Annotated in this window: 17 protein-coding genes; 3 read left to right on the plus strand and 14 right to left on the minus strand. The window is 63.7% G+C overall.

Annotated features, from left to right (window positions below; translation table 11 throughout):
* Window positions 1-207: 207 nt before the first annotated feature.
* The 6 genes from xylB to ACMDCR_RS21100 form a co-directional block, all read right to left on the minus strand.
* Entirely contained in the window at window positions 208-1,662 is a 1,455-nt protein-coding gene (xylB, locus tag ACMDCR_RS21075) for a xylulokinase (RefSeq protein WP_413988493.1), read from the minus strand.
* A 484-nt stretch (window positions 1,663-2,146) separates the two neighbouring features.
* Window positions 2,147-2,995 carry a sugar phosphate isomerase/epimerase family protein gene (locus tag ACMDCR_RS21080; RefSeq protein ID WP_413988494.1) on the minus strand — a complete coding sequence of 283 codons (849 nt, stop codon included), beginning with the start codon at window positions 2,993-2,995 and terminating at the stop codon, window positions 2,147-2,149.
* Window positions 2,996-3,198: 203 nt separating this feature from the next.
* The gene (locus ACMDCR_RS21085) at window positions 3,199-4,227 is read right to left on the minus strand and encodes an ABC transporter permease (RefSeq protein WP_413988495.1); all 1,029 of its coding nucleotides are present in this window, start codon (window positions 4,225-4,227) and stop codon (window positions 3,199-3,201) included.
* The gene (locus ACMDCR_RS21090; protein WP_413988496.1) at window positions 4,224-5,255 is read right to left on the minus strand and encodes an ABC transporter permease; all 1,032 of its coding nucleotides are present in this window, start codon (window positions 5,253-5,255) and stop codon (window positions 4,224-4,226) included. Before ACMDCR_RS21090 ends, ACMDCR_RS21085 begins: the two co-directional genes overlap by 4 nt.
* Complete coding sequence (locus tag ACMDCR_RS21095; RefSeq protein ID WP_413988497.1) at window positions 5,248-6,765, minus strand: sugar ABC transporter ATP-binding protein; 1,518 nt, start codon at window positions 6,763-6,765, stop codon at window positions 5,248-5,250. Before ACMDCR_RS21095 ends, ACMDCR_RS21090 begins: the two co-directional genes overlap by 8 nt.
* A gap of 118 nt (window positions 6,766-6,883) precedes the next feature.
* Entirely contained in the window at window positions 6,884-7,822 is a 939-nt protein-coding gene (locus ACMDCR_RS21100) for a substrate-binding domain-containing protein (RefSeq protein ID WP_413993687.1), read from the minus strand.
* A gap of 275 nt (window positions 7,823-8,097) precedes the next feature.
* Here ACMDCR_RS21100 and ACMDCR_RS21105 point away from each other — a divergent pair, with 275 nt between their 5' ends.
* Entirely contained in the window at window positions 8,098-9,138 is a 1,041-nt protein-coding gene (locus ACMDCR_RS21105) for a substrate-binding domain-containing protein (RefSeq protein WP_413988498.1), read from the plus strand.
* 44 nt (window positions 9,139-9,182) lie between these two features.
* Here the strand turns inward: ACMDCR_RS21105 and ACMDCR_RS21110 are convergent, their stop codons facing one another.
* From ACMDCR_RS21110 to ACMDCR_RS21125, 4 genes are all read right to left on the minus strand, one after another.
* Entirely contained in the window at window positions 9,183-10,253 is a 1,071-nt protein-coding gene (locus ACMDCR_RS21110) for an FUSC family protein (protein WP_413988499.1), read from the minus strand.
* Window positions 10,250-11,254, minus strand: a complete 1,005-nt coding sequence (locus ACMDCR_RS21115; RefSeq protein WP_413988500.1) for an HlyD family secretion protein — start codon at window positions 11,252-11,254, stop codon at window positions 10,250-10,252. The genes ACMDCR_RS21110 and ACMDCR_RS21115 overlap by 4 nt, the downstream gene beginning before the upstream one ends.
* Window positions 11,255-11,537: 283 nt before the next feature.
* Window positions 11,538-12,035, minus strand: a complete 498-nt coding sequence (locus tag ACMDCR_RS21120) for an SRPBCC family protein (protein ID WP_413988501.1) — start codon at window positions 12,033-12,035, stop codon at window positions 11,538-11,540.
* The gene (locus ACMDCR_RS21125; protein ID WP_413988502.1) at window positions 12,028-12,351 is read right to left on the minus strand and encodes an ArsR/SmtB family transcription factor; all 324 of its coding nucleotides are present in this window, start codon (window positions 12,349-12,351) and stop codon (window positions 12,028-12,030) included. The genes ACMDCR_RS21120 and ACMDCR_RS21125 overlap by 8 nt, the downstream gene beginning before the upstream one ends.
* A gap of 262 nt (window positions 12,352-12,613) precedes the next feature.
* On the opposite strand from ACMDCR_RS21125, the gene ACMDCR_RS21130 reads away from it, so the two are divergent.
* The gene (locus ACMDCR_RS21130) at window positions 12,614-12,886 is read left to right on the plus strand and encodes a hypothetical protein (protein WP_413988503.1); all 273 of its coding nucleotides are present in this window, start codon (window positions 12,614-12,616) and stop codon (window positions 12,884-12,886) included.
* 116 nt (window positions 12,887-13,002) lie between these two features.
* On the opposite strand, the gene ACMDCR_RS21135 is transcribed toward ACMDCR_RS21130, so the two are convergent.
* From ACMDCR_RS21135 to ACMDCR_RS21145, 3 genes are all read right to left on the minus strand, one after another.
* Window positions 13,003-13,404 carry a cupin domain-containing protein gene (locus tag ACMDCR_RS21135; RefSeq protein ID WP_413988504.1) on the minus strand — a complete coding sequence of 134 codons (402 nt, stop codon included), beginning with the start codon at window positions 13,402-13,404 and terminating at the stop codon, window positions 13,003-13,005.
* A gap of 65 nt (window positions 13,405-13,469) precedes the next feature.
* Window positions 13,470-18,260 (minus strand): DUF3320 domain-containing protein, encoded by a 4,791-nt coding sequence (locus tag ACMDCR_RS21140; protein WP_413988505.1) that lies wholly within the window; start codon window positions 18,258-18,260, stop codon window positions 13,470-13,472.
* Window positions 18,261-18,409: 149 nt separating this feature from the next.
* Window positions 18,410-20,194, minus strand: a complete 1,785-nt coding sequence (locus tag ACMDCR_RS21145) for an MFS transporter (protein WP_413988506.1) — start codon at window positions 20,192-20,194, stop codon at window positions 18,410-18,412.
* Between the two features lie 452 nt (window positions 20,195-20,646).
* Between ACMDCR_RS21145 and ACMDCR_RS21150 the strand changes: the two genes are divergently transcribed.
* Complete coding sequence (locus tag ACMDCR_RS21150) at window positions 20,647-21,174, plus strand: DUF1697 domain-containing protein (protein WP_413988507.1); 528 nt, start codon at window positions 20,647-20,649, stop codon at window positions 21,172-21,174.
* A gap of 393 nt (window positions 21,175-21,567) precedes the next feature.
* Here the strand turns inward: ACMDCR_RS21150 and ACMDCR_RS21155 are convergent, their stop codons facing one another.
* Window positions 21,568-22,380 carry a class I SAM-dependent methyltransferase gene (locus ACMDCR_RS21155; protein ID WP_413988508.1) on the minus strand — a complete coding sequence of 271 codons (813 nt, stop codon included), beginning with the start codon at window positions 22,378-22,380 and terminating at the stop codon, window positions 21,568-21,570.
* Window positions 22,381-22,675 lie beyond the last annotated feature (295 nt).

Here is a 22,675-nt window from a genome sequence, read left to right on the forward strand (position 1 = left end):
GGCTTGCTACGTCCACCACAGGCAAAAGCCTGTGGTGTGGCGACACGCCAATGGGGTAGAAGCGCCCCGCCGTGGAGTGGTGAGGCGGAAAATGGCCAACTGCAGCGTCGCAGCCCTCGCCAAGACGCATGTCTTGGCGTCGCGCCGCTCCTCCCATTTGGCCATTTATGACCTCATCCTGCTCCAAACCATAACGGATGATACGCCCTAAGCAGCCCCCTTCATGGCCGGATATAGCCTTCGCCAGCCCGCCAGCGCCTCGACATAGGCGGCGGCAAGCGACTGATCCGGCTCGATGGTCTCGACCCGGCGCGGCGGCGTGCACACCGCGGCTGGATCCTCGCCCGTCACTGCCAGGCGGGCGAGGCGAGCTGCTCCGAAGGCGCCGCCGGTCTCGCCATCGGCAAGGCGGTGAATGGGAAAGCCCAGCACATTGGCGAGCACTTCCAGCCAGAAGCGCGAGCGGGAGCCGCCGCCGATCACATCGGCGGCGGCGATGGTGGTGCCGGCGGCGGCCAGGGCATCACGGCAATCCGCAAAGGCGAAGGCAACACCTTCCAGCACGGCCTGAACCATGGCGTCGCGGCCGTTTTCATGGGCGAGTCCAGCGAACACCCCGCGGATGCGGGGGTCGTCATGGGGTGTGCGCTCGCCGGAGAGATAGGGCAGAAACTGCACGGGCGAAGGGGCTGCCGGCTTGTCGCCGAGCGGGGCCAGCAGCACGGGCTCCTTGGTCTGCAGCACATTGGCGATCCAGGCCAGGCTCGAGGCCGCCGAGAGAATCACGCCCATCTGGTGCCAGGTCTGCGGGATGGCATGGCAGAAGGCATGCACGGCCCGATCCGGATTGGGCAGGAAGCGGTCGGTCGTGGCCCACAGCACGCCGGATGTACCGAGCGAGACGAAGGCCGAGCCCGGCTTGATGGCGCCGAGGCCGACAGCGCCGGCGGCATTGTCCCCTGCCCCGCCAGCGAAGACCGGCGCCCTGGCCATGCCCCAGCGCGCCACGAGATCGGCGCGGAGCTGGCCGGCGGGCGCGGAGCCCTCCACAAGGCGTGGCATGGCCTGGCGCGTCAGGCCAGTGGCTTCGAGGGCCGCATCCGACCAGTCGCGCTTGCCGACATCGAGCCAGAGGGAGCCGGCCGCATCCGACATCTCCTCGATCGCTTCCCCCGTGAGCGCCAGGCGGATATAGGCCTTGGGCAGCACGACCAGCCTGGAACGCGCGAAGATCTCCGGCTCGTGATGGGCGACCCAGAGGAGCTTGGGGGCTGTGAAGCCCGGCATAGCCTTGTTTCCGGTCACGGCGCGCAATTGCGGCAATTTGGCTTCGAGCTCGGCGCATTCGGCGCTGGAACGGCCATCGTTCCACAGGATCGCGGGCCGCAGCGGCCTGTGGTCAGCCCCTAGCAGCACAGCGCCGTGCATCTGGCCGGAGAGGCCGATGCCCTGCACAGCAGCCACTTCCTGGGGATGGGAGGCCTTCAGGGCATCGACCGCTGCGATCACGGCATCCACCCAGGCATCGGGGGCCTGTTCGGAAAAGCCCGGTTGGGGGCGCTGCACCGTGAGGGCCACGTCGTGGCTGGCCAGCACGCGCTGCTCGCCATCGGCCAGAAGCGCCTTCACGGACGAGGTACCGATATCAAGGCCTAGAAACACGCCGCATCCTCCCAAGATTCTCTGGGAGCGATCATGCGTCAGGGAGAAAAGTGGGAGCAAGCCCTATCGCTGGAATCGCGCCGGGCCGTTTCAGCGTCCATCCGGGCGATCAATCATCGTTCCGCGGGGCGGTCGCGATCGGCAAGGCGGGTTTGGCCGGGAAGGAGCGCAGAGCAGCAACTGCAATATGCGGTTTTTCACGCGCGCGTCACTCGCCCTGCCCTATTGCAATTGCTCGTGGACCCCGACTTCCCATCAGGGGCTGCATGACGGAGACGCCATTCCCTGTCATGGTCCGGAGCACTGAACGCTCTGCAGCCCCTGATGCTTTTTTTGGCTTGCAGCCACGATATCGGCCATCCCCACCCGACATACTTCTTCGCGATGCAACCACCGCGAGAGTGATTCTCGACAAGCCTCCCATTTCAGCCGATTTCTCGGCCGGCCTAAGGGCCGGCCGAGATTGCTGCAAAATCCGTGCGGCTCAAATCAGCCCATACTGCTTGGCCTTGTTGCGCAGGAAGGGCAGGCCCTCGGCCAGGATCTCCTCGCGCGAATTGGCAACTGGCCGCCAGACCGACAAAGCCGAGGCAAGCTGTGGCGGCATGTGGATGAAGCTTTCCATTGCCATGCCACCCTTGAAGCCGATGCCTGCGAGGCCCGCGAACACCTCGTCCCAGGCGATCGTGCCCATGCCGGGCACGCCGCGGTCGCTTTCCGAGAGATGGATGTATTTCAGATGCTCGCCGGCCTTCAGGATGCCGTTGGCCTGTCCCTTCTCCTCGATATTCATGTGATAGGTATCGAGGTGGAGGAAGACATTGGGCGCTCCGATGCGCTCGATGATGCCGACCACCTGCTCGGTGGTATTCATCATGTGGTTCTCGTAGCGGTTCACCGCCTCCAGGCCGATCTCAAGGCCCAGCGTGCGGGCATGGGCGGCGACCTTCGTCATCACCTTGGTCACGGCATCATATTCGGCCTGCGTCGGCGGATTGCCGGTGCGCTCGCCGATCGAACCGTAGATCACGCCCGAAAGGGCCTTGGCACCGATCTCGGCCGTCTTGTCGAGTGCCAGCGTCAGGAATTCCAGCGCCTTGTCCGGATTGTTGGTAGGGCGGGAATCATTCGGCAGGCCGAGCGAGCAGACCGCGCCGATCTCATGCTTCTCGAGCAGCGCCCTTGAGTGCGCGGTATCGGCCTTGGCCGGCTCGAGCAGCGCGATCTCCACGAAAGCGAGCTTGTACTTCGCCGCCTCCGCGATCGACAGCTCCGCAGCCTCGCGGGTCCAGCTATGTGCCCAGAGGCTGGTGTGAATGCCAAAGCCCTTCATGATTCAATCCTTACAATGTGGGTTTTCTGGTTAGGTGAGAGAAATTCCCTGGGAGCGCGGACGTCCTCGTCCGCTCTTGAAACGATACTCTTGAAGGAGGGGAGGAACCTCCAGGAAGGTCGCAAGCACCCGCGACCGTTCTTTCATGCGAACAGTTTCAAGAGCGGACGAGGACGTCCGCGCTCCCAGCCGTTGTCCGATCCTTACGATCCAAGTTTCCTTGTGAAGAGAGATTGCAGGAATTCACGTGCCCAGACCCAGCGCAGGATCATGACCACAAGCAGGAAGGCTCCCCACATCGCGGTGGCCAGATGCTGGTTGGCGCCGAGCAGATTGAGGCCGGATGCGATGACCTGGAGGATCACCAGGGCGATGACCACGGGAATCACGCGCCCGAATCCACCGAAAGGATCGACACGCCCGAGGAAACAGGCAAGCACCGTGATCAGCAGGTAGGATTCGCCATGGCCCACGCGCACCGAATTGAAGCGTGCCAGCATGACGACGCCGGCGATGCCGCACATCAGGCCGGAGAGCGTGTAGATCAACGTCAGCGCCCGTTTGGTGTCTATGCCGGAATAGCGCGTCGCCTCGATGTTCGAGCCGATCATGCGGGTGGCGAAGCCGAGGCGCGAGCGTGTCATCACCACATGCCAGGCCAGCGCGGCTGCGACCAGGATCCACATTGGCGCGGGGACGCCGAGAAGCGTGCCGTGGCCGATCTCGCCGACGAAGGGAGGAAAGCCCGAAATGTCGCCGCCATGGGTGAGGAACTCGCCGAGCCCGCGCAGGAAGATCATCATCGACAGCGAGACGAGAATGGGATGGGCGCCCGTATAGGCGATGATGGTGCCCATCAGCCAGCCTGCGGCAGAGCCCGCCGCCAGCGCCGCGAGGACGCCGAGGATGAAGGCGCCAACGCCGGCATCGACGCCGCCATAGCTCTGCAGGACCCAGGCCATGGCGAGTCCGGCGATATTGGCGGTGAAGGTCGCCGCCAGATTGAAGCCGCCGGAGATGATCGGCATCAGCATGGCGAGCGTCAGCAGGCCGAGCTCTGGCAGTTGGAAGGCGATGGAGACGAAAGTGGTGTCGGATAGAAAGTGATCGGTCGTCAGGCCGAGCAGCACGATGACCACGAGAAGGAAACCGAGAAGGCCGACCACGTCGTTGGCGAGGAGAGCTTTCAGGCCGGGCCTGCCGCCGCCCGTCGAGGCAGGAAGGGAACTCATGCTGCCGCTCTCCGCGTCTTGGGACCGCGCCAGGAACCGATCAGCCTGTTCACGCCGTCGCTCGACAGCGTAATGGCGATCAGGATGATGGCGCCGATGATCATCTTGAAGGCGTAGGGACTGATGCCGAGCAGGTTCAGCCCGTTCTCGGTGATCGCCACCAGGAAGATGCCGAGGATCGCGCCAAGGAGCGTGCCCTTGCCGCCGCCCAGGCGCGCACCACCGAGCACCACGGCGGCAAGCACATCGAGTTCGCGGCCGTAGAGCGCGTTCGGCACCACCTCCTGGGCGTAATGAGCCTGCATCAGCCCGGCGATGCCGGCCATCAGGCCGAGCCAGCCGAAGGCGAGATAATGCATCGCCCCAATATTGATGCCGACGCGCCGCGCAGCCTCGGGATTGTCACCCATGGCATAGAGCTGGCGCCCGCTGGTGGTCCGCCGCAGCAGCAGCCATGTGAGAAAAACGCACATAGCCATCACGGCGACGGGCAGGGTCAGCTCGGCCGAGCCATTGGCCGTGTCGAGATGCAGCAGCACGATGCGGTCCGACAGCCAGTCCGGCAGGTCGTAGAGCGAGACGCCGCCGGTGCAGAACATCAGCGCGCCGAAGAAGAGATTGAAGGTGGCGATGGTTACCACGATCGAGACGATGCGGAAATGATAGATCAGCGCCGCGTTGAAGGCGCCGAGCAGGAAGCCGAAGCAGCCGGCCGCCAGGAAGCCGAGCGCCCAGTTGCCGCCGCCAAGATACATCACTGTGAGCGCGGTGAGATATTGCACCACCGAGGCACCGACGGCGAAGGAGATGTCGATGCCGCCGGAAATCAGCACCACCAGCAGGCCGGCGGCGAAGATGATGTTCACGGCACTGGTGTTCAAGAGGTCGAAGATGTTCGACAGCGTCAGGAAGGTGTCGGTGGTCAGGCCGAGGCCCGCCATCATGACGAGGATCACCAGCATCAGCCAGCGCTCCGTGCCGCCGATCAGCCAGCGGCGCTTCTCGCGCGCGGCGGTGTTCTCAGGCATGCACATCCTCCTCGATCTTGTCGATCGGCACGAGGCCCGGGACGTAGTCGCCGATCATGCGGCCATCGCGCATGTGCAGGATGCGGTCTGCGTTGAAATAGACCTCAGTGATCTCGTCCGAGATCAGGAGAATGGCCATGCCTTCCAGCGCGAGCTTGTGAATGATGGCGAAGATGCCGGCCCGGGCCCCGACATCGACGCCCACGGTGGGCGAATCCAGGATCAGGAGCTTCGGGTTGGTCGCCAGCCATTTCGACAGAACGACGCGCTGCTGGTTGCCGCCCGAAAGGGTCGAGACGGCATTGTCGGGCGAAGAAACCTTGATGGCGAGCGCCCGCACCCATTCGTCGATCAGGCCGCGCCGCTTGGCCGGCGAGATCAGGCGGAAGAGATCGAGCAGGCGGTCGAGCACGGTGACGGTGGCGTTGTCGCCGATCGATTGCGGCTGGATCAGCCCGAGCTGCAGCCGGTCTTCCGAGACGTAGGAAATACCGGCGTCGATGGCGGCGCGGTTGGAATGCAGCGACAGCGCCTTGCCGTTGAGCCGGATGATGCCTGCGGACGGGCGCGTGAGACCGAACAGGGAGAGCGCCAGCTCCGTCCGCCCTGCCCCGAGGCGTCCGGTCAGGCCAAGGATCTCGCCCTTGCGGATGGTGAGGCTGATATCCTCGTACTCGCCCGGCCTTGTGAGTTTTTCGACTTCAAGCACCACCGGCGCAGCCGAATGGTCGCGCGCCTGCACGGCCTGGTCGAAGGTCTTGCCGGTCATCAGTTCGGTCAGGCGGGTCTGCGTCATGCCGTCAGTGGGAAAGGTGCCGACATAGAGGCCGTCGCGCAGCACGGTGACGCGGCTGCAGACATCGAGCACTTCGGCGAGACGATGGCTGACGAACACCACGGCGATGCCGTCCGCCGCCAGGCGCCGCACGATCACCAGGAGCGCATCGGTTTCGGCCTGGCTGAGAGAAGCAGTCGGCTCGTCCATGAAAACGAGACGGGCGTCTGCGACCAGGGCGCGGGCGATCGCCACGATCTGGCGCTGTGCGATGGAAAGCGTGCGCACGGGCGCATCGAGGTCGAGCACGACGCCGAGGCGATCGAGGATGCGCCGGGCATCGGCCCGCATGGCAGCATAATTCACAAGCCTCGGCCTGGCGCCGAGATTGCGCTCGAAGGCGATGTTCTCCGCCACCGCCATTTCGGGAAAGAGCGCAAGATCCTGCCAGATTACCTGGATGCCGAGCGCCCTCGCCTTCGACGGGTTGAGATTGTCCATGGGCTGGCCGTCGAACAGCATCTCGCCGCCGGGCTCCGGCTGGTAGACACCGCTGATCAGCTTGATGAGCGTGCTCTTGCCGCAGCCATTCTCGCCGGCAAGGCACAGCACCTCGCCAGGCATGACGTTGAAGGACACCGACTGCAGCGCCTTCACGCCGCCGAAGCGCTTGGAGATGTTGCTGAGGGAGATCAGCGCCTGCGCGGGGGCAGGCGCCTCAGCCACAGTGGTCATTGCAACCTCACGGCCAGGAACAGTGTGCCGATCTCCGGATCGGCACCGAAGCGTGTCGTCCCACAGGAAGGGTGCCGACCTGAAGGTCGACACACCAAGCCTGCGGTCCCAGGAAAGATTACAACCCCATCTTGGCGAGGTCGTCGACCGTCTTATCGTTGAGCTGGACCAGCTGGTCGACGATCAGGTTATGCCCATCCGGATGTACCACGCCGAGGCCTTCGATCTTGGTGCCATCCTTGATTTCCTCGCCCCTGGTCAGCATGGTGCCGATGGTGACGAAGACCTCGCCGGCCTGCTCCGGGTTCCACATGAAGCCGCCGGTGAGCACGCCGTCATGCACGAGCTTGCGGCCCTGGCCGGGCGAGAACGGGCCGAGCACCAGGATCTGGCCTTTTTTGCCGCGCTCCGCCACGGCGCGCGCGGCACCGATCGGCCCCTGGCTGCCGAAGGCGAGGAAGGCCTTGAGGTCGGGATGGGCGCGGATGAGATCGAGGGCAGTGGAGCGGGAGGCGTCGACATCCTCGGCAACGCCGTAGCGGTCGCCGATAAGCTTCATGTCGGGCGCGTTCTTCTTGATATAGGCGTTGGCCGCATCGGCCCAGGCATTGTGCAGGGGCACGGTCAGCGAGCCGACAAACACCGCATATCCGCCCTTGCCGCCAAGCGCATCGATGAGGTTCTTGGCATAGGCCTCGCCGAAGCCCTGCACCGAGGCGAGCTCGAAATCCCAATCGGCCTGCTTCTGCTTGGGCGATTCATGGGTGACGACCTTGATGCCGGCCTTGCGGGCACGTTCCAGCACCGGCTCCAGCACTTCGGCATCGTTGGGCACCACGCCGATGACGTCGACATTCTTGGCGATGAGGTCTTCGATGGCACGGACCTGGAGGGCCGGGTCGGCGCTGGTCGGGCCGACCATGAAGGCATCGACGCCGAGTTCGGCCGAACGCTTCTTGATGCCGGCCTCCATGGCGTTGAACCAGGGAATGCCCCCGATCTTCACGACCACGCCGATGACCGGCTTCTCCTTTGATGCCCGGGCGGCGCCGAGCATGCCGGGCAGCAGGAGCGAGCCTGCACCCAGGCTCGAGGCGATGAGAAATCTGCGGCGATCGATCTTGGCAGCTCGAATGGAATCGAAGCTCGAAGCCATGTCATTTCCTCCATGAATTATCTTTGCCTGCAGCGGCAACCGCGAGTTGTCGCCCCGCGGAGAATTAGGAGCTAAATCCATTTAGCTTTTGTTGTCAAGCAAACTGAATGGATTTAGCATCCACTCTTGTAGGGTGGTGTATTTGTCCTCCCTACGGTATCGGAGTGAGGAAACGAATGCCGCGGGCAGCAGGCGGGCGACGGTCCACCATCTACGACATCGCCGAAGCGACGAGCGCCTCCCCGTCCACGGTCAGCCTTGTGCTGAATGGCAGCTGGACGCGCTACCGCATCAAGGAGGAGACCGCCAAGCGCATCCTGAAGACGGCGGGGGAGCTCGGCTATGCCGTCAATATGAAGGCGCGGGGCCTGCGCCTCTCACGCTCTGGGCTGGCCGGCATGATCATCCCGCATTACCGCAACCGCTTCTTCGCAGGCCTTGCCGAAGCCTTCGAGACCGAAAGCCGCAAGCGCGGCCTCTGCCCCATCGTGGTGAGTGGCCAGCGCGAGGAGGAGGTGGAGGCAAACGTCACGTCCACCCTGCTCTCCCAGCAGGTCGAATTCCTGTTCTTTGCCGGCGTGCACAACACCTCGCCCCTAAATGCGCTCTGCCACGCCGCCGGCATTCCCTGCGTCAATATCGACCTGCCCGGGAATGATGCGCCCTCGGTGGTCACCGACAATTACGGCGGCGCCTACGCCCTCACCGAGAGCCTCCTGCGCAAGATCAAAAAGCGCAAGTCTCATCCGCGTGATCTGTTTTTTCTCGGCGGCGTCCCTGGAGAGCACGCCACCGAACAGCGCCTTGCCGGTTTTCGCGACGCCGTCGCCGCCAGCGATCTCGGTACGGAGCCGGAAGTGCTGTGCTGCGGATATCGCCCCTCCGCGGCCAAGGAGGCGCTGGTCCAGCACTTCAATGCCCATGGCCGCATGCCCGGTGGCCTGTTCATCAACTCGATCACCACCTTCGAGGGCCTGATGCAGTTCTCCCTGCTGGTGCCGCGCAGCGCCATGCACCATGTCAGCACCGTCTGCTCCGACTGGGATCCCTTCGGCGCCCACCTGCCCTTCGACGTGACCATGACGCGCCAGAATGTCGAAGCCCTGATCGCCGAGGGCTATGCGCTGGTCGACAATTACACGCCGGGACAGAACCCGGTCGTGGTGGTGCCGCCGGAGTTCGCTCCGAGCCAGGAGAAGGAGACTATCTGGCGGTAGCGGAAAGCGGTGAGATCGTGGATCACTTCAAGGCGTATCGTCATTTACGCCTTAGGCTGGACCACCCTCAGGACGCACCAGCGCACCGCCGGCGAGAGCAGGATCTGGAACAGGGATACCAGCACGATGCCGCCAAAAATGCCCACCAGCCGGTCGACGGCTGGCAGGATGTCGGCCGAGGGCGCCAGGCCTTCCACCATGGCGATGATCGCGGCGACGCCCGCTTGCTGGCCGGCATAGGAGGCATCGCCGTTGCGGTGCAGAACGTGGCCCGAAAGATAGAGGCCGAGGAACAGCAGTCCCAGCCAGAGGAACAGGGAATCGCCGACGAGGCCGAGGCACAGAAGGCCGTAGGCGCCGCCCGCGAGGCAGCCGAGGGCCCGCGTCGCGGCGGTCCATTGCGGATCACGCCGCATGGCGATCATGATTACGAAGGCGGTGATCGGCGTCTGGCCGAGGCCGGGCAGTTCGAGGCTGGTCCATACGCTCGGCACCGACGCAATGGCGAGCCCCGCCGAGATGGCGATGACCAGTTGATCCACATCCACCGGCTTGGAGAAGACTCCCGGCTTTGGGGCGCCTTTCGCCGTATCGCTGCGCCGGGGCGCGAGCATGATATCCACGAGGCTCGCCACCGCCACCCCGACGATGATCTCGAGGCCGCGATAAACAGCGAGATCGAGGGCCGCGTCCGGCGTCGAGAGCGAACCGAACATCACGAGAAGGGCGGTGACGCCGACGAGCAGCACCGCATAGCTGTGATCCATGCGCGCCTGGCCGTAGAGCGTGAAGCTGACGATCACCACGCAGAGGCCGGTAAAGACTGCATGATCCGCCACGGTGGCGGCCACCATATAGCCGAGGGCGGCGCCGACGATGCTGCCGAGCACACGATCGAGCGCACGCGAGAGCGTGGCGGCGACGTCCTGCTGCAGCAGCCCGAAAGCGGTGATGCCTGCCCAATAGGGATTGTCGAGATGGGCGGCCAAGGCGACCACGACGGCGAGCACGCCCGCCAGGGCGGCGCGGAACGCCAGCCCGGCCGTGGGGCCCGAAAGGGAGATGGCGCCGATCTCGGTCCTGATCTCCCGTCCCAGCCGCTCGAAGGTAATCATCGGATGATCAGGACGCGCGCATCCGCTCCCATGTAGAGATCGCTCGGGGGCACGGGCGGGTCGAAGACGATGGTGACTGGCAGCCGGCGCAGCAGGCGAATCCAATTGGTGGTGGGCGTCACATAAGGCAGGAGGAGTCCGGGCGTATCGTTACGGGAAATGCCGCGCCCGACACTCTCCACACGTCCGGGGAACAGCCGCCAGGGATGGCTGTCGAGCCAGATCCACACCGTCTTGCCCGGCGTGAGGCTCGCCGCCACATTCTCCTTGAAATTGGCGATGACGCGAAAGCGGCTGTCATCCACGATGCCGATCAGGGGTGCGCCGACCCTGGCATAGACGCCGGGCCGCAAGGTCAGGTTGGTCACATAGCCGTTCACCGGCGCGTTGATCTCGGTGCGGGAAAGGGCATAGGCGGCGATGGCCTGCTCGGCCCTGGCGGCCTCGACCGCCGTTTTCGCCAGGTCGACCTGACGCCTCGCCACATCGGCCTGGGTGCGCGCCTCGGCGAGCTGGTCTTGCGCCCGGCGCAAGACATCCGTCGCGCGGTTCAGCTCCTCCTGGGACAGGGCCTGGTCCGACACCAGGGGCTTGATGCGGTTGTATTCCTGCTGTGCGAGCTGAAGCGCCGCATTGGCGGAATCGATTTGTGACACCGTCACGGCCGCGGCGCCCGTCTTCTCATCCACATCCGCCACGGCGGCGGTCACCTGGTCCTGCTTGAGGGCCAGTGCGAGGCGATAGGATTCAGGATCGAGCTGGAGGAGGCGGTCCCCGACCTTGACGGACTGGTTGTCCGTCACAGAGACGGACTGGACCACGCCGTCCACTTCGGGCGCGATGGCTACGAAATCGGACTGCACATAGGCGTCATCCGTGTAGGCGACGACGGCGTCGCCGCCGAAATAGACTACTGCCCCGAGGCAAAGGAAGAGAACGATCCACCATCGAAGACGCGACTTGCGCGGGGGAACGGGCGTTTGCGGGGGATCTGATGCCATGGGAGAACTTAGTGAAAGGGAGAACGAAGGCCGGTCTCCGGCGGTGGGGACCGGCCTTCGTCGCAGCCTCTATGCACTATCCGCCCGAAGGGAATGCAACACCGATAGTCCGGTGAAACTCCGGTATATTCTGAATAGGAGTTAACCTCGCAAGGCGAGTCGCGATCGGAGTGTCGATCTCCTGATCGACACTCTTGGAAACGTCGCGTTTGCCGGAAAAGAAGATGTCGATCAGGAGATCGACACTCCGCGTTCCGCTCGGCTTACTTCGCAAATCTAACGCCTATGGCCGGGTGTCCGCGCTCGCATGCGGGTTCGCATTCGCAGGGTACGCCTGGCTGAAGGCTATCTCCCCCGTCTCAAGCAGGGACTTCAGGTTGGAGAGGATCTTCGGCCAGCCCCCCGAAACGGCCTCGACAAACTTCTCGCCGGGTCCCTCCAGGCCATGGGTGATGGTGAGTTTCACCGCGTCTTCCAGCGGTTCCAGTTCCATCGTGCAGCGCGAATAGCCTTCTTCCCTCAGCTCCGGCCGGAATTCGTTACGCCATCTGATCACGAGGCGCCTGTTGGCCTCGACCTCGAGGATCTCGCCGGCATCGGCGGTGCGGCCATCCTCGAAGACCAGGCGCCAGGGTGAGCCCGGCTTCCACTCGCTCTCCTGATGCGTGCCGAACCAGTATTGCTTGTTGAATTCGGCATCGGTCAGCGCCGTCCAGAGCTTTTCGGGCGTGGTGCGGATATAGGTGACGTAGACGAACGTGTTGCCGACTGGGTTAGTCATGGTCGTCTCCTTCAAGGCTCTTCTTCAGGTCAGAGAGCGCGCTGAGGCGCGGGCGGTCGAACTTGCCGATCCAGCGCTCGGCGATCTCGTTGATCGGCACTGGATTGATGAAATGCAGCCTCTCCCGCCCCTGGCGCTGCCAGGAAATGAGATTGGCCTCCTCCAGAATGGCGAGATGCTTGGTCACCGCCTGGCGCGTCATCTCTAGTCCCTGGCAAAGCTCGCCCAGCGTCTGGCCGCTGCGCTCATGCAACCGATCCAGCAATTGCCGGCGGCTGGCATCGGCCAAAGCGCGAAAGACAGTGTCGTCATTCATGAATGTTAATATGCAACCATTTGGTTGCATGTCAAGCCATGATGAGAAACACAATCTGACGAACACGCTTCTTCTGGCGTCCGATTTGATCCTGCCCTGACCATCGCATGCGCTCGCCTGGGATAAAAAGTCGAGGCGAATCAGAAGCATAACAGAAATACTTGAGTCCTATCATTCGCCGCCCTTATGCTTTCTTTATTTGTACGGGCCTGCCCGACGGCCTAGCCTCTGCGGCTAGGGTTCGCCCGGAGATTTTGGGCCGATGATCGGATATTTGGCAATTCCCGCGCATGTCGCGAAAGTCCTGCTCGTGGTGGCGCCGTTCATGACGGACGAGCCGCGGGTGCCGCTCGACAAGCTTCTGGCGGACGGCTTCCAGGTACAGTCGGCCGTACGCGATGACGGTATCGTGCTGTTCCTGCAGAAGGGGCCGGAGCTTTATGGCTGCCAGGTATCCACCACGATGCTGGCCTCCGGCTTTCAGCCAGCCGGCGAGATCGCCTCGCACGACATACTTTGCACGCCCTTCCGCTGAGGCTGGCTTCGAAGATGGGTGCAATCGTCCGGGGGGGGCCTGCAGACCCGCCCGTTGGCCGCGGCGGAGCCATAAAGAGCCGGGTCTGAAGACCCGCCCCCCAAAAATTTCACATCTTAACCAACCGTCGGCACCCAGATGCCTTCGACCGGAATCGCATCGCCCTCGGGCGGCCATGGCGGCATGGTCACACCGAGGATGGCAAGTGGCTCATCGCCAAGGGAGCGGAACTGGAAATGGGTGCCGAGCGGGATGGTGATGCAAAGGCCGGGAAAGACGTCAGTCACGCTTTCCTGTTCGCCCTGCTTGCGCCAGATCTCCCCGCGGCCGGAAAGGATGTACCAGATCTCCTCGACTGTCTTGTGGGTGACCGCCAGCGATATCAGGCCAGCGGCCAGCTCGAAATGGGCCATGCCGCCACGCGGCAGGTTGAGGAGGACGCGCACATCCGAACCGTCGGGCGCCCTTGCATCGGGCCTATCAGGCAGTTTCCTGGTTTCGGGGTAGACGACAGCCATCGGCACTCTCCCTCAGATGAGCCAGCGGGCCCCTTCATCGACAAGGCACAGACGCCGGAGCAGACCTATCCATTTACAATCAGATCGTTCTGCCGCTTCAGCCGGCCCTTCAGCAGCATCGTGGTAAGCACATCGTCCAGCCGCTCCTTCAGCACCGAGCTCGTCGCGGCGAAGCCGAACAGGCGGGCGGCGGCGGTGAGGAGGGCGTCGCGGGGGGCGCCGTAATTTGCGGCTATGACGGCCAGGAAGGCGGCCTCGATCTCGTCGTCCGGCAGCATATCGGGGCGGCGCAGGCCCAGGCTGGCGACCTCCGAGCGATCGCGCAGCGCCACCGGCACATCGGGCAGCGCGTAGAAGGGGCCACCGGTGATCTTGCCGGTCATTCGGGCGACGTCGATGCCGTCCTGAACTGCGTCGCGCACGCGGCTGCCGGCGCGCGCCAGGCCGAAGGCGTCGCGGATCCGGGTGACGATCTCCTGCTCATGCACCGGTCCCTCGACCTGCACGACGCCGACGACATAGGCGGCCATTCGGGCGGTCGAGATCTCGTGAAGTTCGTGGCTCCTGCTGGTCTTCAGAGCGGCCTCGACATAGGGCCGGCTGAGCGAGGAGACCTCGACCTCCGCCATGATTGAGGCTGGTGCGGGAGGTAGTTCGAGTTCCGGCGGCAAGGAAGGCAACTCCGGCCGCGCTGCAGCGTCGGTCTCGACGGGCGATGCCGTCGAGACGAGATCCGCCTCCCGCTGAGCCCACGCCGCCTTCGCCCGAGCGATCGCCGCTTCGACCTTGTCGAGTTCTTCCTGCGGGCGCAGATACCAGTCGGTCGACCAGATGCGATGGATGATCCAGCCCTGCGCTTCCAGCACAAGCTGGCGCAACCGGTCGCGGTCTCGCGCCGAGCGCGAGGCATGATATTGCGCGCCATCGCATTCGATACCGAGCAGGAAGCGCTGCGGCTTGTCGGGATCGACCACGGCGAGATCGACGAAGAAGCCGGCGCTGCCGATCTGATGGGCGATGGCATGACCGCGCGAGCCCAATCGCGCCGCCACCTGCTCCTCGAACAGCGAGTCGGCGCCCCTGCCCGTCTGGACCGCCTCGCTCAGCCGGCCCGTCTCGGCATAAGTCAGGAACAGCTTCAACGCGGCGACACCGCGGGCATTGGCGCGTTCGAGATCGATATCCTCGCCCCGGATGGAGGAGAATACCTCGCAACGATATTTGGCACGCGAGATCAGCACGTTGAGCCGCCGCTCGCCGCCCTCCAGATTGAGCGGACCGAAGCTCATGGCCAGATACCCTTCGGCGCTGCGGCCATAGCCCACCGAGATCAAGATCACATCGCGCTCGTCGCCCTGGATGTTTTCGAGATTCTTGACGAAGAAGGGCTCGTTGCCCTCGCGCGTGAAGAAGGTCTCGGTGGCCGGGCTCTCCCGGCGCAGCACTTCCAGCTCCTTGAGGATAGCCTGGCGCTGCCCCACCGAAAAGGTCGCCACGCCCAGGGACTGCGAGGCGTGGTGGCGGGCATGGGCCATGATCGCGACAGCAACCGCCTTCGCCTCTTCCGGATTGGTACGGCTGTTGCCGCGGTCATAGGCCGCCTTGGGCAGATAGCGGAAGATCAGGCCCGCGGCCGCAGCTCCGCCTTTCCCACCGCCGAGATAGGGGCTCGGCACCACCATCAGGCGGTTGTCGTAGAATTCGCGGTTGGAGACGGTGATCAGCGACTGATGCCTGCTGCGGTAATGCCAGTTGAGCTGGCGGAAGGACATGCCCTTGGCGAGGCAGAGGTCGAGCACGCTTTCGGCATCGCGCGCCTGGAAGGTCATCTCCTCCTCCGGCGCCTCTTCGCTCTCGCCTGTGAGTTTGGCGAAGAAGCGCGTCGGCGGCAGTTGGCGCTCATCGCCGACAACCACGATCTGCTTCGCTCGCGCGATGGCTCCGAGCGCATCCACCGGCTCGACCTGCGAGGCCTCGTCGATGACGAGGAGATCAAAGGCTAGCACACCAGGCTTGAGGAACTGGCTGACCGAAAGCGGGCTCATCATCATCACCGGCTTCAGTCGCTGAATGGCCGGTCCGGCCTTGTCGAGCAATTGGCGGATCGGCAGGTGATTGCGCTTCTTGGCGATCTCGCCGTTGAGCACGCCCAACGGCCCGATGCCGCCAAGGGCCGTCGGCCGCTCGCGCTGGTGCTTGAGCGCCACGCTCTCACGCGCCAGGGCGATACGGTCGCGATCATGGATCCTGAACTGCTCGACCAGCCGCTCCTGCAGGACGCCATCGAAGCGCTTGAGCTCGGGCTGGCGGGCGAAGAGATCGGCCCGCAGCGCTTCGTAATAGGCACGCTCATAGGTCGATACCAGCGCCGCGCCCGGGATGCTGCCGGCAAGCAAGCCGTCGACCAGAGGCCCAAGGCCAGCTTCGCGGGCCTTGCGGCAACGATTGGCGAAGGCGATCCAGCGGCTGACCGATTCCAGATTGGCGAGCCAGAGGCGCAATTGCGCCGAAATCTCCGTGATCGGCAGGTCGGCGCATTCGCTGACGCGGTGACTGGCTTCCAGATCATAGTCGAGGAAGGCGCTGAGCTGCTTGAGGTCTTCGAACAGCCGCGGCACGCTCTGCGTGATCACGGCGCCGAGCGAGCCGAGATCTCCGCGCGGGCGGGCGGCGAGATGATCGAGGAAGCCGGGATGGTCCCCCTGGCCGAGGGTATCGGGCCGGTGGTCGCGCCACCAATCGGTGACGGCCTGCAGCCTGTCCCAGTCCGAATTCTCGCCGGCCCAACGCGAACCGAAGGCCCGAGCCCCGAGCGGCGCCAGTGCCTCGAAGCGCCGCCGCTCCTCCTGGGCCGCGATCATGCCGTCGAGCAGGGCCAGGCGCTCGGTGAGCTCGCCCGGCATCTCGATGGCCAATACTGCCTTCAGTTGCGCCTTGGCGCTTCGGTAGCTGCCCGACAGGAAACGGAACCAGGAGGCGCCGCGCGCCGCGAATTCCTTCCTGACCGGCTGCAGGTCGGCACTCCAGGCCGGCGGGCGGAAAAGGCTCGCTGCCGCGGCCGCCACCCTCTGATAGCTGCGCCCGAGCGTCACCAGTTCGCCGAAGCGGCCGGCTTCCTCCCGCCAGACGGGCTGGGACAGGAGCTGCCGATCTGCATCAGCCGGCAGGGCAGCGGCGCACCTTGCAATGCGCAGGAGCATGTCGAGATCGCGAATCCGGCTCATGGCGACGCCGAAATCCCGGCCGATCGTGGCAGCCGCCTCCTGCACCGCCTCCAGATCCGCCTCGACGCTGCGCATCAGGCTGCCTAGGCGTTCGAGCTCGGCAGGGTCGATGGAATCGCGCCGCACGCCGCGCCAGATATTGGCCGCCGGATCGCCCACGGCGCCGAGCCTCGCTGCAAGCTCGACCATGAGGTCATGACGGGCTCGCGCCTCATCGGCCGTCCAGCCTGCACCATTGTCGAGCGCGAAGCCCGGCACGCCGCCTGCCTCGCGGATTGCCAGGAGATGACCGAAGAGGCGATAGGGGCTCATGCCGCTCGGGCCAGAGGATGCATGCAGCAGGGCCGCATGGCGGTTGAGCTCGCCTTGGACCTCGTCCAGGCGCCCGACGACCTTGGGATCCTGCACCGGCATCTTCAGGGTGAACTCCCGGGTGCGGCGCAGTTCTTCCAGCAGCATGCGCTTGTTGGCCTTGGTGGAATGCAGCTCCAGCGTCATCGGTCCGAGGCCGACATGGCGCAGGCGGCGCTGCACGACGTCGAGAGCGGCCATTTTCTCGGCCACGAACAGCACCCTGCGGCCTTCCAGCACCGCGCCGGCAATGATGTTGGCGATGGTCTGGCTCTTGCCGGTACCCGGCGGCCCCTTGATCACGAGGTGATGGCCGCGCAGTACCTCCTCGATGGCGACGGCCTGGGAGGAATCGGCATCGAGCACATGGTTGAGCGCCAGGGGCGGGATCGCCGGATCGATCGGCTGGTCGTCGGCTACAATGGACTCATGCGCGGCAAAGCCGTCGCCGAGCAGCGCCGCCACCGGAATATGGGCATCGATCGGGCTGCCCAGCGGCCAGTTCTCGGGATCGAGATCGCGATACATCAGGAATTTCGCGAAGGAAAAGAAGCCGAGCACCATGGCATCCGGCAGTACCTTCCAGCGCGCCTTGCCCGAGACCGTGCGGGCGACATCGGCCAGATAGGCCGCGATGTCGACATCGTCCTCGTCCTTGAAGTCCTCGACCACCAAGCCGAAATCGCTACGCAGCTTGGCCTGGATCGAGAGGTTCGGCGACGCCGGCTCGACGCGCCAATGCAAGGTGAAGCGCTCCGCGGCGCTGGAGCGTTCGAGGCGGACCGGCAGCAGGATCAGCGGGGCATGACGGGCAACGTCGGACTTGTCGTCCTCGAACCAGCGCAACAGGCCGAAGGCGAGATAGAGGATGTTGACGCCCTGCTCTTCCTCGAAGCTGCGCGCGTCATACCAGATGTCGAAGAGACGCTTCTGCAGCCCCTCCCCGCTCAGCCTGGTCTGCAGCCTGAGATCGGTATAGCGTTTGGGGATGCCGTTCCGATCGAGTTCCTCATCCGCCGGCCGGGGAATGACGGCTGTCGCCTCGCTGGCGGCATCGAGTTCGGCCTGTTCCTCCGGCGACGGTTCCCGGCCCGGCAGGAAGGTCAGGCCCTTGCCCTGCGTGAGCAGCGCGTAGATTTCGCTGCATTTCTCGTCGACGATTTCGATGGTGCGCACGCCCTTGACGCGCAACGGCACATTGATCAGCCGGTTGCGTGTGCCCAGATCAAGCAAGGCCTGCCGCTGAGCCAGCAGACGCTTGCGCACCATCGTATCAGGCATTGATTCGAAACCCCTTCGCCCGGCAAGTTTAAACTGCCGGGAGGCCGGCTTTCCAGCATGACACCCCGATACCACCCGCACTGTTCACCGGAAATGAAGGCGGCGCGACATGCTGCCATGCCGCGCCGTCGTGTCGAACTGGGGATGCCTCAGGACGGAATGTTGTCGAGATCGCGGTCCTTGGTTTCCGGCACGAAGATCAGCCCGATGATGAAGGTCAGGGCCGCCACCACGATCGGGTACCAGAGGCCGTAATAAAGGTCGCCGCTGGCCGCCACCATGGCAAAGACCACGAAGGGCACGAGACCGCCGAACCAGCCATTGCCGATGTGGTAAGGCAAGGACATGCCGGAGTAGCGGATCCGCGTGGGGAACAGCTCCACCAGCGCCGCCGCCATCGGGCCGTAGACGAGGGTGACCAGCAGGACCAGCACGAGAAGCATGACGACGAGCATCGGCTTGTTCATGGCGTTGAGATCGGCCGGCGCCATGAGATAGCTCGTCGTGGTCTTGTCGGTGCCGTCGGCATTCTTGGCGGGGGTACCGTCAGGGTTCTTCGCCGGCACCTGCTTCTCGACGACCGGATAGTTGTGATCCTTCAGGGCCTTGAAGAGCGCCGTGGTGAACTCGGCCTTCTTGGCGGCGGCCGCGGCCGCATCGAGCCCCGCCGTCGAAACGTAGGAAACCACCGTATCGCCGATCTTCACCGAAGCGGGCGTGCCGGCTGGCGCCGCCTGGTTGGTGTAGGCGACCGAACCGCTGGCAAGGAAGTTCTTGGCCACGTCGCAGGAGGACGTGAACTTCGCGGTGCCGACGGGATCGAACTGCACCGAGCAGTCGGCAGGATCAGCCGTCACCGTGACAGCCGATTCGGCGAGCGCCTTCTCGAGCGCCGGGTTGCCGTAATGGGTGATGGCCTTGAAGATCGGCTGGTAGAAGACCGCGGCCAGCAGGAAACCAATCAACATGATCCATTTGCGGCCGATCTTGTCCGACAGTCCGCCGAAGATGACGTAGAAGGGCATGCCGATCGCCAGGGCTATCGCCAACAGGATCGAGGCCGTGGTCAGGTCGATACGCAGGACCTTGGTCAGGTAGAGCAGCGCATAGAACTGGCCGGAATACCAGACGACGGCCTCGCCCGCGACCATGCCGAAGAGGGCTATCAGGGCGATCTTGAGGTTGCGCCATTGCAGGAAGGCTTCGGAGAGCGGCGCCTTGGAGTGTGAGCCCTCCTCCTTCATCCTGACGAAGGCCGGGCTTTCCGCCAGCTGCATGCGGATCCACACCGAGATTCCCAGCAGGACGACGGAGATCAGGAAGGGAAGGCGCCAGCCCCAGGCGGCGAAGGTGCTGTCTCCCATCGAGAGGCGGATGATCAGGATGACGATCAGCGACAACAGCAGGCCGCCGGTGGCGGTGGTCTGGATCCAGCCCGTGAACAGGCCGCGCTTGTTCGCCGGGGCATGCTCGGCGACATAGGTCGCCGCACCGCCATACTCGCCGCCAAGTGCCAGTCCCTGTACGACGCGCAGGGCTATCAGAATGGTCGGAGCCAAAAATCCCGCTCCGAGATTATCCTGGAACCAGCTGTAGCTGGGCAGCAGGCCGACCAGGAAGGTCGACGCGCCCATAAGCGTGATGGTGACCAGGAAGGTATATTTGCGCCCGACGAGATCGCCGATACGTCCGAACACCAGCGCGCCAAAGGGGCGGACGATGAAGCCGGCGGCGAAGGCGAGCAGCGCCGCGAGGAAGCGCGCGGTCTCGCTCAGCGGCGAAAAGAATTGGGCGGCGATATAGGCCGTCAGCGAGCCGTAGAGGTAGAAATCATACCATTCGAAGGCCGTGCCCAGGGAGGAAGCGAAGATGACCTTCTTGTCGTCCCTGGAAATCGGCCCGGCAGAACTGGCCGTTACCGAACTATATGCCATTGGTTTTCTCTCCCAGCCGGTACGGCGCGGCTGAGCGCGCGCACACCGGTCAATGCGTTTCCCGACGGACCGTTGATCGGCCTCTCATGATCTTGATGCCGGTGGATGCTGCTGAAAAGCATATGCCTTTCCGCCTCAGGCGCCGGGACGGAGAAAAGAACGGAGCGGGCCGGCGACTCGGCCGGAAGAGACTGCGCTCCCATAACCTATTGCTTTCACAGATGCTTGGCAGCGTCAAATAGGGATGCGACTTATACTTAGCGGCGGCGGAACCTGCGTGCCTTGCCTGCCAATGGCGGGCCCTACGCGTCCTCGATGCGCAGGAAGCCCGGCTGTCGTCCCCTCGGACGGCGCACTATATCGCAGGCTGGGCCATCCGTCCCGATTGTGGAGGCAGGCCGCGCCAAGCTTGCGCTATTGTGCCGTCCGATTCGGCTCGCGGGGATACCACCATGCGCCACATCGGACTTCTCCGCGCCGTCAATGTCGGCGGCACCGGCACGATCCGGATGGCGCAACTGCGCAGCCTCGGCGAAAAGCTCGGCTTTGCCGCGGTGACGACACTGCTGCAGAGCGGCAATCTCACCTTCGAGACGGATGAGGCCAATCCCACCCAGTTGGAGCGTCGCTGGGAGAAGGCGGTGGAAGAGCATTTCGGCGTCACCACTGCCTTCATCATCCGCACCGCCCCGCAATGGCAGGCCATGATCGAAGCCAATCCCTTCGCAGCCGAAGCGAAGGAGGATCCTTCCCATCTCCTCCTCCTGCCAGCCAAGGGCGCCATCGCAGAGGCTGATGTCGAAGCCCTGCGCGGCGCCATCAGGGGGCGCGAATCCGTCGCCGCCGGCGAGCGCTGCCTCTATGCCGTCTATCCCGATGGCATCGGCACCTCCAAGCTCACCACCAAGGCGATCGAGCGCCATCTCGGCACGCTGGTGACCGGCCGCAACTGGAACACGGTACTGAAGCTGGCGGAATGAGGCCGGCGTCCGGCCGAGCAGCCGCCAGCCCGAACTGAAGGGATCGCGAGTAAACGCCTGCACCCGACTCCCACGACTTGCACCCCTGTTCCCAGAGTCACAGCCGTGTCCCCCGTCTTCGATTAGAACGCCGCCCACGGAGAACGACGAGACGGATGAGACGGATGACACCCACCGACATTGCCGAGAGCCTGTTCGCCACGGCCCTGCTGGCACTGGCCGCCCTGCTGCTGATAACCTCCGGCGTGCTGGCGGCGTAAGCCTGCACCAGCGGCCATACGAAATGCGATTCCGGCAAATGCGACCACCGACCGGTACGGAAGAGGTGCCCAGGACAGTCGGCGCGGCGGAAGCTCTCGCATTCGTACGTATTCGAATCTCGAAGAACAAATCCTAGACGTCAATATTGGTGAAATACTTCTTGAGAGACGAATTCTGCCGACGCATCTCCCGCTTCAGCAGTCTCTTATAGATATTCCGAGCCAGCCCCTTGCTGCTTTCCACCTTTTCGCTGAGCCGCTCCGCCGCATTTTTCTTGAAGCGATAATCCACCGCGTTGCTCGAGATACCACCATTCGTGACGCGCTCGCTCATCTTGGTCAGCCGGCGATCGATCGAGAATACCGTCATGGATTCAAAAAACTCGACCGAATGTATTTGCCGGGCCGGCGGCTTGGCGCCTCGGGTGCTTCCTGTGTAACGGCCGTGAATGCGGTCAATGATCGATTTTGCAAATGCGATGAAGCTGTACGGCGAAGGGTTGCCGAATGCCTTCAAATAGCTTGCATGGGTGTCCTCGACGATCAACAGGCCGCCGTCGCGAATATGATGCACGGCCTTTAGCACCGTGACGATTTGCTGACGGTTGGTGTGACCGCCATCATCGATCAGGATGTCGACCGGCCCCACCTCCTTGAAGAAATTGTCCCAAAACTCCTCGGAGGCCTGGTCTCCAGTAAAAATCCTGAAGCCGTGTTCCTCCCACTTTTTGGCGGATGGATTGAACTCGACACCGATTATGTTGGCGCTTTCACCGAAATAATCACGCCACATGAACAGAGAACCACCGTTCAGCACGCCAACTTCTACTATCGTTATGGGTTTTCCAATAAACCTGTTCAATACTTTGTCGTAAGCATCGAAATAACTATCCTGCTTGACGGACAAATATTTCGAATTATCAAATGATTCACGCAGCGTCTTCATGTCTCGTCCTTAATTCGATATCGTGTCGAGCGCTTCGTGGTCGACAAATTTGGCGTCCGTAGTGCGTACCATGGAAAAAATCAATTCGAGGAGAAAGCGCCTATTCGAGTCTGAACTTTCGTTTGAGACGATGTCTTGAAGCGCACTCCGGATCGATAATTCACACTTCATCTGTCCTGCGCCCTGAAGCGGCCTGACTGAGGTATCGTGCGGAAAGCCGTGGATCGATGACTGCATGAGAGGTATACGACCTTCGAGAAATTCTCCTCCGATCTGACCATTTTTGACCTCATCA

Source organism: Labrys okinawensis, assembly GCF_047345005.1.
GTDB classification, from domain to species: Bacteria; Pseudomonadota; Alphaproteobacteria; order Rhizobiales; family Labraceae; genus Labrys; species Labrys okinawensis.